Source organism: Vibrio sp. D420a, from assembly GCF_030248625.1.
In the GTDB taxonomy this organism is placed as follows: Bacteria; Pseudomonadota; Gammaproteobacteria; order Enterobacterales; family Vibrionaceae; genus Vibrio; species Vibrio fortis_A.
Genome location: NZ_JAHGAN010000003.1, coordinates 80389 through 96255 on the forward strand (window position 1 = coordinate 80389; position 15867 = coordinate 96255).

General features: G+C 46.6%; 16 protein-coding genes and 1 pseudogene. 2 read left to right on the plus strand and 15 right to left on the minus strand.

All coding sequences use genetic code 11. From position 1 onward, the window contains the following. Window positions 1-25: 25 nt before the first annotated feature. On the minus strand, window positions 26-802 hold the full coding sequence (locus tag KI743_RS04120) for a transporter substrate-binding domain-containing protein (RefSeq protein ID WP_285465216.1): 777 nt from the start codon (window positions 800-802) through the stop codon (window positions 26-28). Between the two features lie 119 nt (window positions 803-921). Between KI743_RS04120 and KI743_RS04125 the strand changes: the two genes are divergently transcribed. Next, window positions 922-1662, plus strand: coding sequence for an amino acid ABC transporter permease (locus tag KI743_RS04125; RefSeq protein ID WP_285465219.1), 741 nt, complete (start codon window positions 922-924; stop codon window positions 1660-1662). 143 nt (window positions 1663-1805) lie between these two features. Here the strand turns inward: KI743_RS04125 and KI743_RS04130 are convergent, their stop codons facing one another. The 8 genes from KI743_RS04130 to KI743_RS04165 form a co-directional block, all read right to left on the minus strand. After that, entirely contained in the window at window positions 1806-2936 is a 1131-nt protein-coding gene (locus KI743_RS04130) for an ABC transporter ATP-binding protein (RefSeq protein WP_285465220.1), read from the minus strand. A gap of 9 nt (window positions 2937-2945) precedes the next feature. Beyond that, window positions 2946-3680, minus strand: coding sequence for an HAD family hydrolase (locus KI743_RS04135; protein WP_285465413.1), 735 nt, complete (start codon window positions 3678-3680; stop codon window positions 2946-2948). Then, complete coding sequence (locus KI743_RS04140) at window positions 3670-5139, minus strand: CehA/McbA family metallohydrolase (RefSeq protein WP_285465222.1); 1470 nt, start codon at window positions 5137-5139, stop codon at window positions 3670-3672. The genes KI743_RS04135 and KI743_RS04140 overlap by 11 nt, the downstream gene beginning before the upstream one ends. 107 nt (window positions 5140-5246) lie before the next feature. Continuing rightward, complete coding sequence (locus tag KI743_RS04145; protein ID WP_032553472.1) at window positions 5247-6527, minus strand: extracellular solute-binding protein; 1281 nt, start codon at window positions 6525-6527, stop codon at window positions 5247-5249. Between the two features lie 6 nt (window positions 6528-6533). After that, window positions 6534-7505, minus strand: a complete 972-nt coding sequence (locus KI743_RS04150) for a carbohydrate ABC transporter permease (RefSeq protein WP_285465226.1) — start codon at window positions 7503-7505, stop codon at window positions 6534-6536. Window positions 7506-7529: 24 nt separating this feature from the next. Next, window positions 7530-8414: a carbohydrate ABC transporter permease gene (locus tag KI743_RS04155; protein WP_285407127.1), complete on the minus strand. Its 885-nt coding sequence runs from the start codon at window positions 8412-8414 to the stop codon at window positions 7530-7532. Window positions 8415-8516: 102 nt separating this feature from the next. Further along, window positions 8517-9401, minus strand: a complete 885-nt coding sequence (locus KI743_RS04160) for a LysR substrate-binding domain-containing protein (protein ID WP_150868508.1) — start codon at window positions 9399-9401, stop codon at window positions 8517-8519. A 165-nt stretch (window positions 9402-9566) separates the two neighbouring features. Continuing rightward, window positions 9567-11192: an ABC transporter substrate-binding protein gene (locus KI743_RS04165; protein ID WP_285465227.1), complete on the minus strand. Its 1626-nt coding sequence runs from the start codon at window positions 11190-11192 to the stop codon at window positions 9567-9569. A 131-nt stretch (window positions 11193-11323) separates the two neighbouring features. Here KI743_RS04165 and mpaA point away from each other — a divergent pair, with 131 nt between their 5' ends. Beyond that, window positions 11324-12031: a murein tripeptide amidase MpaA gene (gene mpaA, locus KI743_RS04170; protein WP_285465228.1), complete on the plus strand. Its 708-nt coding sequence runs from the start codon at window positions 11324-11326 to the stop codon at window positions 12029-12031. 91 nt (window positions 12032-12122) lie between these two features. On the opposite strand, the gene KI743_RS04175 is transcribed toward mpaA, so the two are convergent. The 6 genes and pseudogenes from KI743_RS04175 to KI743_RS04205 form a co-directional block, all read right to left on the minus strand. Next, window positions 12123-12485 carry a hypothetical protein gene (locus KI743_RS04175; RefSeq protein WP_285465230.1) on the minus strand — a complete coding sequence of 121 codons (363 nt, stop codon included), beginning with the start codon at window positions 12483-12485 and terminating at the stop codon, window positions 12123-12125. A gap of 24 nt (window positions 12486-12509) precedes the next feature. Beyond that, a complete protein-coding gene (locus tag KI743_RS04180; protein ID WP_285465231.1) occupies window positions 12510-13022 on the minus strand; it encodes an SUKH-4 family immunity protein in 513 nt (170 codons plus the stop codon). 120 nt (window positions 13023-13142) lie between these two features. Next, the gene (locus KI743_RS04185; protein ID WP_285465232.1) at window positions 13143-13613 is read right to left on the minus strand and encodes a hypothetical protein; all 471 of its coding nucleotides are present in this window, start codon (window positions 13611-13613) and stop codon (window positions 13143-13145) included. Window positions 13614-13785: 172 nt separating this feature from the next. Continuing rightward, window positions 13786-13965: pseudogene (locus tag KI743_RS24620) on the minus strand (multidrug efflux SMR transporter); the annotation flags it as partial. A 106-nt stretch (window positions 13966-14071) separates the two neighbouring features. Beyond that, window positions 14072-14431 (minus strand): RidA family protein, encoded by a 360-nt coding sequence (locus KI743_RS04200; protein ID WP_285465233.1) that lies wholly within the window; start codon window positions 14429-14431, stop codon window positions 14072-14074. Further along, on the minus strand, window positions 14412-15863 hold the full coding sequence (locus KI743_RS04205) for an NAD(P)/FAD-dependent oxidoreductase (RefSeq protein WP_285465234.1): 1452 nt from the start codon (window positions 15861-15863) through the stop codon (window positions 14412-14414). The genes KI743_RS04200 and KI743_RS04205 overlap by 20 nt, the downstream gene beginning before the upstream one ends. Window positions 15864-15867 lie beyond the last annotated feature (4 nt).

Genomic DNA, 15867 nt, shown 5'->3' on the forward strand with positions numbered 1-15867 from the left:
TATTTTTCTCTTCTCTATGAGCTCGTTACATGCTCTTCAGTCCCCACTTCTCAGCGGTTTGCTTAAAGAAACCTTGCGTCTTTTTCAGTTCAACCCAGTGATTAATGTAGTTAATCCAAACTTGATCATCTTGTGGTAAAAGCATTGCAATTGGTGTTGGTTTACGCGGCTCTTTCACCGGAACAATCGCGAGTTGTTTAAACTTCTCTACTAAGGTTGCAGCCTCTACGTTTGAAGTCACGGAGACATCTGCGCGGCGAGCCAAAAGCTCTTGGAAATCACGTGCCGGCGCTTCAATCACGATGTGTTGTGCCGATGGGAAGAAGTCCTTCACCATTTTTTCTTGTACTGTGCCGAGCGTGGCGGCAACTTTAATTTCTGCTTTGTCAAAGTCACTCCAATCGGAGAACTTGCCTAGATCTTTCTTTTGCACAACAGGGACAAAAGCCAAATAGAAATAGGGTTGGCTGTACCCAGCGACTTTTGCACGAGACATGTTAAGCGATGCGCTGCCGGTCACGTCGTATTTGTTGGCTGTGATGCCATTCACCAGGGTTTTCCAGTCTGTCGCGACGTATTCCACTTTAACGCCTAGGTCTTTAGCCAACTCGGTCGTGACATCGATATCAAAGCCGCGGTAGCTATTGGTCGCTGGATCCTTCATTGTCATTGGGTTCCAATCCCCCGTTGTACCAACGCGAAGAACTCCGGCATCCAGTATCTCCTGCAAACGACTTTGTGCATGTGCAATTTGTGTAAAAGCAAGTAAGCACACTCCTAATGCAATTAAGCTTTTCTTCATTTTTTATTCCTTCAAAGAATGCTGATTTCTAAGTGATGAGATATTCTTCTTAATTATTAACCATTAAACAGATTTGGTTGTTAACATGGCAATAACAAATGGAGTTTTTGGGAGTAAATGTGAACTATCGTCACTTATCGCTAGTTTCTCTGCTGTTTCTGACAGGATGTTCAGACTACCAATGGGGATGGTATGTACTCGACCCGTCAACGGAGCAGGGGCGAACTAACATTCAGTTTTTGGTAGCTGGTTTTAGCGAGACTATTCAGGTTTCGTTGTTGAGTATGTTTTTTGCGATGGCTTTGGGTCTATTGGTCGCCTTTCCAGCGCTTTCCAGTTCTCCAATACTCAGGGGGATTAATCGACTTTACGTAGAGGTGATGCGTTCTATCCCTGTATTGGTATTGCTATTGTGGGTATATTACGGAATGCCGACATTACTCGATGTCTCTTTGAACCACTTCTGGGCAGGGGTAATCGCATTGACCGTTGCCGAGAGCGCCTTTATGGCGGAAGTGTTCCGTGGGGGGATTCAAGCGATTAATCGTGGCCAACATGAAGCGGCCGAATCCTTAGGATTAACCTATTGGCAAAAAATGCGATTGGTTATCCTACCGCAGGCATTCCGTCAGATACTGCCGCCCTTGGGCAATCAGTTTGTTTATATCCTCAAGATGAGTTCGCTAGTGAGTGTGATTGGTTTGAGTGATTTAACAAGGCGAGCAAATGAGCTGGTGGTGAACGAATATTTACCTTTAGAGATCTATACGTTTCTGGTTTTGGAGTACCTTGTTCTTATTTTGGTCGTATCGCAAGCGGTTCGTTGGCTAGAAAAAAGGATTGCGATTCCGAGCCATTAAAGGGGTCTAACCCTCAAGAGTGTTTAGCTATCTCCAACAAAAAAGCCTCGAGCACAAACCCAAACTCCTGTTGATACTCCCCCTAAAAAATCCCCACTCATCTGAGCGGGGATTTCTTTATTTTGACTCTTCGGCACTTCAAGTTATTCAGTCAGTGCTTCTTCTGTCTCCAGGTCAAACAGGTGACACTGTGAGGTATTGAAATGAAGCAATGTCTCTTGTCCGCTTTCCGCTGTGCGGTCAGCATCAAAAGGCACCCTTGCCACCATTTTGTCATGACCGAGTTGGAAGTAGAGATACAACTCATTACCCATAGACTCCACCACACCCAAGCGATGGTTTTGAGTATTCACCTCAGATAGCGGCGCGTCGTGATTCGCAAGGCTGATGTGTTCAGGACGAACGCCAAACCAAACCCATTCACCTTGCTTAGCACGAGCAATGGCTTGTTTATCTTGAGGCAGCTCCCAACGAACCCCGCTCTCCGACAATACATTCATCACGCCATCAATCTCATCAATACGAGCTTTGATGATGTTCATCGCTGGCGAGCCAATGAAACCCGCTACAAATTTGTTTGCAGGGTGATGATAAAGATTCATTGGCGTATCGACCTGCATGATCTCACCTTGATTCAGAACGCAGATGCGGTCGCCCAAGGTCATCGCTTCAACCTGATCGTGCGTCACGTAGATCATGGTTGCGTTTTGCCCTTCCTGCTTTAGATTGTCATGCAGCTGAGCAATACTCACACGAGTTGAAACTCGCAGCTTGGCATCCAAGTTAGAGAGAGGCTCGTCGAACAAGAACACGTCTGGTTTGCGCACCATAGCACGACCTAGCGCTACACGTTGACGCTGACCGCCGGACATCTCACCCGGTTTGTTATTCAATAGGTGCTCGATATCCAGCGTTTTCGCCGCCTCTGAAATACGCTCGTCGATCTCGTGCTTTGGCAACTTTTGCTGCTTTAATCCAAAGGCCATGTTGTCGTAGACAGACATGTGCGGATACAGCGCGTAGTTCTGGAATACCATCGAGATACCACGATCTTTAGGGGGAAGATCATTCACGCGCTTATCCCCAATGTAAACATCACCCTCTGAGATATCTTCTAGCCCAGCGATCATGCGCAATGTGGTGGACTTGGCGCAGCCAGACGGCCCAACAAACACCATAAACTCGCCTTCTTGAATATTGAGGTCGACACCATGTACCGCTTTAAAGCCGTTTGGGTAAGTCTTCTCAACGCCTCTCAAGGTTACTTCAGCCATAACCAGTCCTTAAATCAATTCGTTAAATTCTTGAGGATCGAAGTTGGCAACCGAATGAATCACTAAGTCAGCCATTGGCTCTAGTTCGGCGTGATTTGCCGTGCCAGTGAGTACACCAACGTTCTTAGCACCAGCATTTCGACCAAATTCCATGTCCGATACCGTGTCACCAAACATGATCACTTCATGCGGCTCGATACCACACTGCTCGCAGAACGCATTCAACAATGCAGGCGCTGGCTTAGGCTCAATATCACCATCAGAATAACCAACATAATCAAACAGTTCGCTCAAGCCCGATTGCTCTAACGTATAAACCGTCGAGTCTTTAGTGTCAGCCGTTGCCACGCCCAAATACATGCCTTGCTGCTTAAGCGAGGTCAGCTTTTCCGTTACCCCCGGTAGTGCTTCAACCCACTCTGGATTCTCTTCCACTTGGTTATTGAAAGCCGCCTTGGTGATTTGAGTAAACTCAGTCAGAGATACCGAAGGTTCTAGCATTTTGAACCATGCAATCGCGGTATCTTCAACTGGGTTAGAAGCCAATAGTCCATAGTTATCAACCACATCGCCCTCAACTCCGATAGCCAAGAGTAACTCAGTAACCGTGACAGTTTGATTACCTTGATGGTTATCACTGAAGGCTTTTACTTGCTCACTTGCACCACGAGAAACGTTGAGCCACATCTTGTGGAATTCCAATAGGGTGCCGTCTTTATCAAACAATAGTGCTTTAAACTTCATCACTATTTACTCGCTCCATAAGTTCACCCCAAGTGTCGACAAGAGGTTGGTTAAATTGTGGTTGGGTACCATCAAAGACAGCATTAATGCAGCCTTCAAACTCACCGTTTTGTTGCGATGCTGAGCCATACTGAGATGCTGAGCCGTATTGAGAGGATAAACCGCGTCGAATATCGATACGACACCAGTGATAGCCTGCTTCAACGGAAAGGCTTTGCTTTTCATCCGTGAGATCGATTCTTTCGATCACTTTTCCATCGACCACGCACTCTGCGTAATAGTCATGTTCAGTGTCGCGAACAGATAATCGGTAGGTCAACGCTTGGCCTTTGCTGTCTTCACCAGGCATCAGATCGCCAAGGTTGATATCGAATTTCAGGCCGCAACGACGCTCTAGGTACACTTGTCCATTACGCAGACCTGCTAGAATACCTTCACCACTTAAACCGTGGCTGTAAACGAAGGTTGAAGGGTCGCCGTAAATGGAAGGCTCAGTCGCTTTTGGGTTGCGCTCGTGAGGTTCTAAGTGTGAATCGCTGCCACCGATCGCGGTAATACGCTGGCCGCAGTTCCACATTTCATTGAGCACCATTAAGGCATCTTCAGTCGCTTTCGGTGACGTTGACCAAGTTGGGTCACAACACACTTCAAAGGTTGAGACTTGGCTCAACAGTACTTCATCGTAGTGCCAATGCCACGGCTTCATCATCGGGTGATTAATGCCAAGGGAACTGTGTCCACTTTTAGCAAGCTTTAACCCGGCCTCTATAGTGGCTCGACTCGTATGTTCAACCTCTGTTAGATCCAAAGAATGACTTGGACCATGAACATTGAAATGCCCAAGATCGGTTGTAACTTCTAATGCAGGGAGAAACAGGCACTGCTTTGAAAGTGGCAGTTTCGGCTGACATATGTTGTGTTCGGTAATAAAGAAAAAGTCCAAGCCTTGCGACTCAACAATCTCTTTCGCGGCACTTAGCGTGTTGTGTCCATCGGAAAGCTGAGTGTGGGCATGAAGATCACCACGATACCAACGCGACTCTGCACTCAGCATCTGGCTGTAATCAAATTCGATCTGGTGCGATGCAGTCACCACCGATTGAAGATCCAGTTCTTCGCCGTTCGATGATTCAGGAAAGGCGATATCGACCTGATATTGCATCGCTCGCTCACGACGAAACTCACCTTCAAGATTGTACAGCTCGACAAACCACTCACCGGACTCTAGTGGGCCGTCAATCGCACCTAAACCTGATGCCTGTCGTTGAATCACCAGAGACTTATGGTCTTTTTCAAACAGTACCTTGCCACGAAAGTTTTGATTGGCATCGTAAGCGGCAGCGTACAAGAAGCCTTTGGTTACCGTCGTTCCGGTAATCTTGACGGCATCAACGTCCACAGGGACATGAAAGGGAATTCGCACTCTGCCAAAAGAGAGTTCACCCTGAAATTGGTTCATTGCTTTCACCAAGTTGCTCTACATTAAACATCACAAAGAGCGATGAGATGATAGCCCACCACATTGATGGGCTAATGTTTTAGATACGGGATATCTTAAACCCGACGTTATGAACGATTCGCTCTATCCAAAGCACGTTGCGCCTTTTTCGCCGCTTGTTTTAGCGCTTTTTCTGCTGGCACGTTCTGAATTTGGATTTGATCCGCCGCTACTTTCAGAGCATCCATGATCTTGCCGTTGGTTGGGTCAAGGAAGTCTTTAGTCGCCGTGTTCGCCTGCTTCAAAGGAATCAAAGCTTGTGGATTATCTTGAGTGAAGGCTTGGTACTCTGGCACTTCAGATACGCTGTTACGTACCGGGATGTAACCGGTGAACATTGACCAAGCTGCTGTGTTCTTGGCATTGGTGTAGAACTCAACAAACTCAAACGCACCCTTCGCTGCTTTATCGTCTGTGCCCTTTGGCATCACGTAAACCAGCGCACCCGCTTGTGGCGCTGATGGGTGGTTGCCCCAACCCGGCTGAGTGGTCGCTGCAAGCTTAGTGAAGTCCAAATCACCTTGGTCACCAGAAGAGCCAGTGTAGCCAAGCGCGTTGTCTTTCATCACGTCATCGATAGTCTTGTACCAGTATTCCCAGCCCTGACCGCCGTAGTGAATACGCATGATCTGATCATCGTGAATCCATTGACGGAAGCTGTCCCATACCTCAACCCACTCTGGCGAATCGATCAGCACTTTCTTACCGTCATCACTAATGATCTTGGCACCATTAGAGAATGCCGCATCGATCATGTTGTCTTGGCCCCACATCGGCTCCCAACCATAGAAGGTGGTGTTGCCTTTGTCGTCACGCTGCGTCACTTTTTCAGCCACTTTTGCTACACCTTGCCAAGTTGCTAGATCTTGCTCAGTAAAGCCATGCTCAGCCAGAACTTGCTTGTTGTAGTAGAACACCTGAGTGGTACCGTAAGCTGGCAAACCAATCACAGTGCCATCGTCTGCTGTCACTTGATCTTTGAACGCACCGATGAAGTCAGAGAAGTTAAACTCTTCATCCATGAATGGCGTTAAGTCACGACTCAATCCACGACCGTGCATCGCTTCTGCACGACCAGAATCAAGAAGAACCAGTTCAGGAGCCGTTCTAGACGCCAAACCTGCTTGCAGCTTTTGGTAGGTTTCCGTGTAGTTACCCTGTAGAGCTGGCTTAACAACGTACTCATCTTGGCTCGCATTGAACTCTTCAATAAGCTTAGTCATCATTTGTTGAGGCTTAGTACCACCGGAATACCAGAAGTTAACCTCTGTTGCTGCAAGAACACTGCTAGAGAACATAGAAGCGCTTGCTGCGCCAGCACACACTAGTGCGAGAGTTTTTAGTTTCATTTCCGTTTACTCTTTTACGCCGTTATCGGCGATACCTGAAAGAATCGTCTTTTGACAGATGACGAATAGAATCAACAAAGGCATTACAGCAATGGTGCTCGCCGCCATGATCTGCGACCAGTTCAAACCGTAGTTGCCTTCAGCGATAAAGTAGTGACGAATACCAGTCGCAATCAGGTTCAATTCCTGAGTGGTGATAACCAGACTCGGCCACATGTAACTGTTGTAGTTAGTGATAAAGGTGATAAGAAATAGTGTTGCCACTGCCGCTCGGCACTGCGGTAGCACTATCGCCCAAAGAATTTTTAGCTCGCCTGCGCCATCAATACGCGCCGCTTCAACCAAGGATGGATGTACCTTGATAAACACTTGGCGCAGGTAGAACACACCAAATACCGAGGCTGCGTTAGACGCAATCAAACCCATGTGAGAATCCAAAAGCCCTAGCTTGGCCAACGTGATGTAAGAAGGAATGTAGGTCACAGCTCCCGGTAACATGTAACACCCCATCACCACAAAATAGAGCAAGGTTTTAGAGCGAAACTTCAACTGAGTCAGTGCGTAAGCAAACATCGCCGAATTGATAATCACCAATAACGTGGTGAACAGAGCCACACTGAAGCTATTGAAGATGTACAAACCAAAGGGCGCGCTCTGGAACGTCTCAATGAATGTCTCCCAACGGAACTGCGAAGGGATAAGATCTAATGGGTTCGCGAAGATCTCATCATTGCTTTTCAGCGAGCCTGATAGCATCCACAAGAACGGGAATACCATGATGGTGCCGCACACCATCAAGAACAGATGCTTACTCAATGCAGCCAAAAATTGCGCGTTAACTCGAGTTGCAGACGCTGTGCTCGATTGTTGTTTTTCTGTTTTCACCGCCACTGAAGAACACTGCACTCTAACACTGCTGCCTTTTAGTGGTCTGGTTGTGCGAATCACCGGATTCGCATCTAATGTTTGCGTGGTCATGATGTTGTCCTTTTCAAATCCGGTTTAGTAATACACCCAGCGTTTGCCCATATAGGTATTAAGCAGTGCGAGCAGGCCCGTGATGAGGAAGATCACCAAGGAAGTCGCCGCAGCTGGTCCCATCTCATAGCGCTCAAACGCTTGCTGATAGAAGAGGTAAAGCAAGGTGCGTGTCTCGCCGCCCGGACCGCCTTGGGTTAGGATTTGGAACTGGTCGAACGCCTGCATCGCCGTGATAATATTGACCACCACTAAGAAGAACGTGGTTGGCGAGATAAGCGGTAAGGTAATTTTTAAAAAGCGCGTCAGGCTGCTACAACCATCAATCAAAGACGCCTCATAAAGCGATTCAGGGATCTTGTTGAGCGCGCTAATGTAAAACAGCATCGTCCAGCCAATCGCCTGCCACACCGTTACAATAATCACCGCAACTAGCGCAGTATTCCCGCTCTCTAACCAAGGGATCGCGTTAAAGCCCATCGACTGTAACAGGTGGTTCGCTAGGCCTGATTTGGTCTCAAATACCCAAGACCAAACAATCGACACCGCGACCGTTGGCGTGATCCAAGGGGAGAAGATCACCGCGCGGTAAAACTGGCTGCCTTTGAAGTTTTTGTGCAACAACATCGCGAACAGAAGGCCAAGCAGAATGGTCGGAACCACGACACCAAGTGAGAACCAGAAGGTGTTCATCGCCGCTTGCAGAAACTCAAAGTCTTCCACCATGTATTGGTAATTTTCGAGCCCGACAAAGTCGTAATCTGGCGAAATGTAATCCCAATCGGTGAAGCTGATATAAATGGAGTAGCCAAACGGCACTAACCAAAAAGTAAACAGTGGAACTAACAGTGGCGCAGTAAACAGCAGCACTTTTAGTCGATTTGTCATGTGTTGTGAGAAAGCACTCATGGTGACCTCATCCTTGTTTGTATGTGCTTAAACTAAGCGTTTTATGTGACAGGTTAGTAAGAGCGCCCCTCATTTTTTTTATGGCCACTCATAAGAAAACCTTTACTCAGGCTCTGCACTTTCAATTTGGTGATAGAGCCAATCACAGAAGAAATTCACCTTGGCACTTCGACTATGTTTGGTAATCAAGTAGTGGGCAGATTCAGCAGGCATAAAGGCGTCACTGGCGAGCACCACCTCCCCTTTCTTAAGCAGTTCAGTAACCGCCAGTGACCTTACTAGCAATACACCAACGCCTTGCTTAACCGCCTCTAACGCATGCAGTGAGTTACTAATTTCGAGCTGAACTTGCGGCAGCGACATCTCAAACTGGTTGTGGCTGAGCCATTGCAACCAGTTCTCGCGGTAGCCTTTCACTTGCACCGTTGGTAATGAAGCAAAGTCACGAGCATCGAGCTGTTCTTGGTAGCGCTCTTTAAACTCTGGGCTGCAAACCAGTTGCCAATGCTCTTGAAAAAGGCGTTCGAAATGGGTGTCTTCGCTCTCGACTTTGCCGTTGGTCAGTTCGATATCAACGTTCTGACAAGGCGTGGTCGACGGCCAATCCACCAGTTGAATGTCCAAGCGAATAAAAGGATATTTTTGATAAAAAGAAGCGAGCCGTGGCAGTAGCCAGTTGTGACAAAAGGTGTGATTGACGCGCAAGCTCAACACGTCGGTCTCTTTCTCACCAAATAGGATTTGTGTTTGTAGCTTTAGGTGAGCGAGTGAGCCCGAGACAATCGGTTGATACTGCTGCGCAGCAGAGGTTAAACGCACGCCCTTTGAGCTGCGTTCAAACAGTGTCGTATCGAAAAAGGTCTCTAGGCTTTTGAGCTGTTGGCTTACCGCCGCTTGGGTAACACACAGCTCGCGCGCCGCCGCACCTATTGAGCCAAGGCGGGCAACCGCTTCGAATGCCACAAGGGCGCGCAGAGGAGGTAACATGGCTTCACCTAATTGAAATAAAAGTGAAAATTACTTCAATCAGGTTTCAGTTTTTTGCGGTTAGCGTTACAGAATAATGACGAAGGGACGTTGATCAAAGATTTATGATCACCGTCCCTTTTCTAAAAGCTATGCGTTCGTGTCAGTGTTTAAACGAGCATGAACTTACTGCTTAATGTAGAGATCTTTCGAGTAAATGCGCCCTTCTACATTATTCTTGGCAAAGCCACCCACGGTTGGTCGAACCAATCGCGCTTGCATGTAGTAGTAAATTGGCGCGATAGGCATATCGACCGCTAGCGCCTGTTCTGCCTGGTCATAGAAGGTTTGACGCTCTTGCTCGGTGGTTGCCGACAGCGCACTCTCCATCGCTTGGTCATAAGCTTCACTGCTGTAACGCGCAAAGTTACCCGATGAACCAGAACGCAGCAGGCTAAGAAACGTAGAGGCTTCGTTATAGTCACCACACCAAGAGGCGCGCATCACATCAAAGTCCCCCTGCCTGCGAGACACCAAGTAAGACTTCCACTCTTGATTTTCTAACTCAACTTTGGCGCCCAAGTTGTTTTTCAACATTGATGCAATCGCCACCGCAATCGACTTGTTAGACTCACTGGTGTTGTAAAGTAGCTTGAAATCCAATGGGTTAGACGCATCGTATCCCGCCTCTCTCAGCAGTTTTTGCGCTTTCTCATCACGTTGTTTTTGCGTCCACTGGCTGTACTCCGGCTGAGTGGCATCGAAGCCTGCGGTGTACTCATGAGCAAAGGTATAGGCTGGCAAGTTGCCCACTTGTGTGACACCATTTGTGACAACATCACGCATGATCGAATAGGAGACAGCCTGACGCACTCGCACGTCATCAAACGGTGCACGCGTGGTGTTAAACGCATAGTAATAAGTACACAGCAGAGGAACTGCGGTATAAGCTTGCTGATACTCTTTCTGTAATTTTTGCGCCATATGTGTTGGCACATCAGAGGTAATGTCGACCTCACCTACCGCATAGCGATTAATTGATGCATTCTGGTTTTCAAACGGAATGTATGTCACCTGATTTAGGTACGTATCATCACTATCCCAATAATTTGGGTTCTTTTTCAACTCCACACGCTCATTTACCACCCATTCATCCAAAAGGAAAGCACCATTACCCACAAACTGCTTCGGATCGCTCCAAGGTTTATCACTGCTTTCTAGATTGGCCTTGTGAACAGGCATCATCGAAGTGTGGCCTGTCATCGCCACAAAATAAGGGACTTTACTATCAAGTTCGAAGCGAAGCGTGTGCTTATCAATAGCGGTCACACCCAATGTATCTAACGGCTTTTTACCTTCGGCTACATCAGCAATATTGTTGATTTTGGTGAGCTTTAGGTACCACACATTCGGTGATGCGGTTTTAGGGTCGACAGCACGTCTTAACGCATACACGAAGTCATCGGCTGTTACCGGGTCGCCATTCGACCACTTGGCATCTTTACGCAGATGGAACACAAAGGTTTTGTTGTCCTCGGTTTCCCAAGACTCAGCAACGCCCGGAGTAATATTGCCATCGCGGTCTTGAATCACTAAACCTTCAAACAAGTCTCGTAAGATGTGCATTTCCGGTAAGCCTTCTGCTTTGGCAGGGTCGAGCGTCGCTGCTTCGGCATCATTAGCACGGACTAAATGTTGTTCCTTAGCCAGAGTGGTTCCTGCAGGCAGAGTATCTGCGGCGGCTGTTACTGAGATAAAAGGGGTCAATAAAGATGAGATGAGTAAAGCCGTTGAATGTTTTTTAAAATCCATATGTTTTTGCTCTCCTAGCCTATCTTTGAAGCAGAGTAATAAAATTAACCATGCGACAGTTGACGAGTTTTGACAGTTGTATTTATCTAATAGTTAATACTTGATAGTACTTGATCAATCGGGAGATTAAGGTGAGTTTAATTCCAAGAACGGAAAGAGCTGCGTTTTCAATAAAGCCGCTGACGTATGGAAGTTCTGTATTAGGGGCTCCTTTGCTCTATTTCCCTGCCCAAATCAAAAGCGACGCTCGCGGGCTAATTTTAGCGGGCACCCACGGCGATGAAACCGCGTCTATCGCAGGGCTATCTTGCGCATTAAGAAGCTTGCCAGCCGCTAACCTAAGGCACGACGTGATCTTGTCGATGAACCCAGACGGCAATCAATTGGGCACTCGCGCTAACGCCAATCAAGTAGACTTAAACCGCGCCTTCCCAACTAAAAACTGGAAAGAAGATGGTACTGTATATCGCTGGAGCTCAAACACTCCAGTTAGAGATGTAAAAGTGAGTACTGGACAGGCAGATCAACTTGAACCAGAAGTACAATCGCTGATAAAACTCATCGAAGAGCGTAACCCCAAGTTCGTGATCTCTTTCCACGAACCACTCGCCCTCATTGACGACCCTGCCCATTCAGAACTCGCCTCTTGGTTAGGCAAACAGTTCAACCTTCCAGTCGTCGAAGATGTCGATTACGAAACCCCCGGCTCATTCGGCACATGGTGCGAAGAAAGAAACCTGCCGTGCATAACTGTGGAACTGCCACCCATTTCGGCGGACTTCGCTATAGAAGAGTATTTGGATGCGTTTGTGGCGGTGTTGAGGTTTGAGGGAAGTTAGTGCGCTCATAATTAAACAGAAGCGCGTTAGAATTTAAGGTCTAACGCCCTCGGTATAGTTAGAATTAGTATATCGAAATCTTAAATAGTTGTTATACGTTTTCTTCCAACAAGCTGCTGTCATACCAGATATCTTCGTAACCATTGTTATCTATTCGGAAACGGTAGCCAGGAGGTAAACCAAGATAAGCTTGCAGTTGCGGTAAGTATTTAACTATATGCTCAACATGTATCGGGTCAAAGAAGTTTGCGTTTAACGACAGCTTTTCATCGCACCATATATACCAACCATTAGTACCATTTTCAGGAGCGACTCTCATACCATTAATAGGTATCTGACCTAAGGTCGAAAGTGCAATTCCTAGTTTGCTACCTGCTTCCGGATACTCATTCGCTAAATCCATAAACTGATTACCCAACCCTTCCTCCTGACGCATAGTAAAAGTGCAGCGCATGCCGAATCACTAATAAACAATTTGTTAGCTGCTTTCCATTTCAGACTGAATTTCATCAAACCACATTGTATTAACTTGAATCGCACTAGGATCCACTTTCCGAATGAGCTCGCTACATTGGTTCATACTTGAGTTTGTAAGGCACAGCTGAAATATACATAAGCTTTCTGCTAACTTATCTAGCGAAGAATTAATGAATACTCTCTCATTATTACAATCATGATTAAAATAGACTACTTCGTTACTTTTTATATCTATAGCTAGAATATCACCAGAACCATTTGAACCAATTGGGTAATATGATTCGGTTAATACCCCTGATTCATATAGTTCAGATATTTCGTAGGACGAGTAAGAGTTGAAATTTAAGAATGGGGAAGCACAAACGGGCATGCCAACTTCATGAAGAAAGTCTGAACTCTCTCGCTCTAATACTGCAAGGGTCAATTTATCATAAGTAACAAACTCACTTAAGCCTATATCTATCCCAGCAGGAACCTCTGGTAAAGCTTCTAAAAATCGCTTTTTAAAACTCATAATATCCTTAAATACCTAAACAGCTAACGCCTTTGCACAAGGTGCACCACGGCGAACCAACCAAGCACATCGAATTCCATGCCAAAACCGCCAAGTGTAACGCGTCATCTTGAAACTATGTTAAACCGCTTGCTTCCAGATCCCCTTCGCAACACTCTTGTGTTTTACAATCAATGGAGGTAGTTCTTGGCGAGCAAAACTCAATGCATATTCTTTGTCACCACATTCAAACCAGTAATGATCAATCAGGTAGCCAAGGTGAACTTCAGGATCTTGAATGTCGTAACCTAAACTTGCAGAAGCTAGCCATATTAAAAAATCTGTTAGTTCGTCACCATTTTCAATATCTAAATCGTGGGTACGAAGTGCAAATTTTTCCATAAATGTAAATTCGTTGTATCGCGGAAATTCACTTTCAGGTAAGCGTAAGCATGATTTAGGGCCTTCAACTGATAGCTGACACAATGGCTCAAATGGTTCGGCATTCGCAAGAATTTGTTTGTCAGCCCAAGCTATCACTTTTTCTTCGCTTATTAATTTCTCTACATACAGAGCCATAACTATCGATATATTTGACATAAATTCTGCCATTTAGAATTCTTAATCACAGGCAGGCTTGTTTTTCTGTCTGACTGACTGACTTTTGATTAACTTATCATAAGACGCTAAAAATTATAGAAAATATATCAAAATACGTACTCTACCCTCACATAAAAACACGCCACTTTCCATGCGCAAACTACATTCAAACTTGGTAAGCTGTGTAGATATCGAGCTTTTGTCCGTAAACCAGCCAAGACAGGGCTGCGACGAGCACGATGCCTGCGCCACACCAGATTGCGTATGCGACACCAAGTGACATGGTTTGAAGAGAAAAACCTGCCGTGCATAACGGTGGAACTGCCGCCCGTTTCAGCAGACTTCGCGATTGAAGAGTATTTGGATGCGTTTGTGACGGTGTTAGAGATGGAATCTATGTGAATGTTAAAGGACAAAACATCGCCCTAAGAGACAATCCTTTAGAGCGATGTACTATCACATAGGTATCTTTAGTTAGTCTGTTTTACAGCAGCTGTAACTAATAGCTCTACTTTTAGTTCAGGGCTTGCCAACTTGGCTTCACCACACGCTCTCGCAGGAGCAAAACCAGGTTTAAACCACTCGTCCCAGACATGGTTCATTTCCGCAAAGTCCTGCATGTCTGCCAACCAAACCGTGGTTTGTAACACATGATCTTTATCACTGCCCGCTTCAATTAGCAGGCTTTCAACTCGGGATAACGCCTCTGCGGTTTGTTCAGCAACGCTGGTGCCTTTCACACCGACCTGACCACAAAGATAGACAGTATCATTATGGACAACGATTTTGCTCATTCTTTGATTGGTGTGATTACGCTGGATGTGAGTCATTTTGTGTTCCTTTATTTCTATATTTGTACATGAATGATTCGCCGATTGGGGTCAAGCTAGCCAACTCACCCAGTTTGAGTGGTTTAATCGGGTTTCTCAGGCGGTAATAGCCCACCTTCTCCATAGGAATCCCTGCTTCCTCTTGGATAATATGAGCCACCGTGGTACCGCAATAGCGCCCCTGACAAGGCCCCATACCGCAACGCGTATAGGTTTTGATTTGATTGATCCCGTGCGCGCCTCTCTCTACCTGACGACGAATTTGTCCTGCTGTGACTTCCTCACAACGACAAACGATAGTCTGATCGCTTGGTGTCAGTGCCTGCTTAGGTGGCGTGTACAGTGCGTCCAAAAACGGTCGCACTCCAATCTCTTTATGAATCAATGCTCTAAGTTTGTCTCGTTCTTCAGTCAGTGACATTTCTCCATCACTTTCAAGCGACATTAAAGCACTAACTGCAGCAAGCTGACCTTGGTATTGCGCAGCCATTGCTCCACCAATACCGCTACCGTCGCCAGCAACAAAAACACCTTGGCGAGAGCTTTGGTGGTATTGATCAACACTTGGTCGCCAACAGATCTGTAGCGGATCCCATTCGTGCTCTAACCCCATTGCTCTCGTGAGCTGAACATTAGGAACAACGCCAATATGAGAGAGCAAAGTATCGGTATTTAAGGCGTGCGGCTGTCCTTGAGCGGTGAAAGTGAGTCGCTCGACAGCTTGCTCTCCATAAGCGGCTATGTCGGTGGCACCGGTATAGCGTTTAACTCCAGCACGGCGAATTTTAGCCAACAGCTTAAGACCTTTGAAAAGTACCTTGCGACCTTTTAAAGCTCCGCCCGCATAGCGAGTCGCTTCGACGTAACTACTAGATTGTTGGGTATCAACAATCGCTTTAGGAGGCGAGCCAGCATCGATCATCTGCGCCGCGAGCAAGTAGATGAGTGGCCCAGTACCGACAAGCACAGCATTGGTTGGAACTAAGCCCGAGGTTTTCATCATAATCTGACACGCACCCGCGGTCATCGCTCCCGGTAAAGTCCAACCGACAAATGGAAATGGCCTTTCCGTTGCCCCAGTCGCAATGATGATTTGTTTCGCTACGGTTTTATTGGCTACACCATTTTGGCTCCAGTAGACGCAGTTTTCACTGTCAACTCGCCACAGTGTCGCTCTGGTAATATGGGTCAGCGGCGCTCGATTAAACGCCTTGATTATGCTTGCACCATGTTGATAGTCGGGCCCAAAGATAGAGCCGTTAGGATGCCCTTGTTCTTTCTGCGATCGATATATCTGACCTCCCGGGATCGGCTGTTCATCAATCACAACCACACTGGCACCTGCTTCTGCGCACCTCACTGCCGCGCTCATTCCAGCTGGGCCAGCACCAATGACACATACATCGACTTGTTTTTTTATTTCGTCTTGCATGAAC

What these genes read in the sequence shown, in the direction of transcription:
- KI743_RS04135 (WP_285465413.1), bottom strand. Translation starts at nt 3,680, where the DNA reads ATGAAGTTTAAAGCACTATTGTTTGATAAAGACGGCACCCTATTGGAA.
- KI743_RS04200 (WP_285465233.1), bottom strand. Translation starts at nt 14,431, where the DNA reads ATGACTCACATCCAGCGTAATCACACCAATCAAAGAATGAGCAAAATC.
- KI743_RS04180 (WP_285465231.1), bottom strand. Translation starts at nt 13,022, where the DNA reads ATGAGTTTTAAAAAGCGATTTTTAGAAGCTTTACCAGAGGTTCCTGCT.
- KI743_RS04120 (WP_285465216.1), bottom strand. Translation starts at nt 802, where the DNA reads ATGAAGAAAAGCTTAATTGCATTAGGAGTGTGCTTACTTGCTTTTACA.
- KI743_RS04145 (WP_032553472.1), bottom strand. Translation starts at nt 6,527, where the DNA reads ATGAAACTAAAAACTCTCGCACTAGTGTGTGCTGGCGCAGCAAGCGCT.
- KI743_RS04165 (WP_285465227.1), bottom strand. Translation starts at nt 11,192, where the DNA reads ATGGATTTTAAAAAACATTCAACGGCTTTACTCATCTCATCTTTATTG.
- KI743_RS04130 (WP_285465220.1), bottom strand. Translation starts at nt 2,936, where the DNA reads ATGGCTGAAGTAACCTTGAGAGGCGTTGAGAAGACTTACCCAAACGGC.
- KI743_RS04140 (WP_285465222.1), bottom strand. Translation starts at nt 5,139, where the DNA reads ATGAACCAATTTCAGGGTGAACTCTCTTTTGGCAGAGTGCGAATTCCC.
- KI743_RS04150 (WP_285465226.1), bottom strand. Translation starts at nt 7,505, where the DNA reads ATGACCACGCAAACATTAGATGCGAATCCGGTGATTCGCACAACCAGA.
- KI743_RS04205 (WP_285465234.1), bottom strand. Translation starts at nt 15,863, where the DNA reads ATGCAAGACGAAATAAAAAAACAAGTCGATGTATGTGTCATTGGTGCT.
- KI743_RS04160 (WP_150868508.1), bottom strand. Translation starts at nt 9,401, where the DNA reads ATGTTACCTCCTCTGCGCGCCCTTGTGGCATTCGAAGCGGTTGCCCGC.
- KI743_RS04185 (WP_285465232.1), bottom strand. Translation starts at nt 13,613, where the DNA reads ATGGCAGAATTTATGTCAAATATATCGATAGTTATGGCTCTGTATGTA.
- KI743_RS04155 (WP_285407127.1), bottom strand. Translation starts at nt 8,414, where the DNA reads ATGAGTGCTTTCTCACAACACATGACAAATCGACTAAAAGTGCTGCTG.
- KI743_RS04175 (WP_285465230.1), bottom strand. Translation starts at nt 12,485, where the DNA reads ATGCGCTGCACTTTTACTATGCGTCAGGAGGAAGGGTTGGGTAATCAG.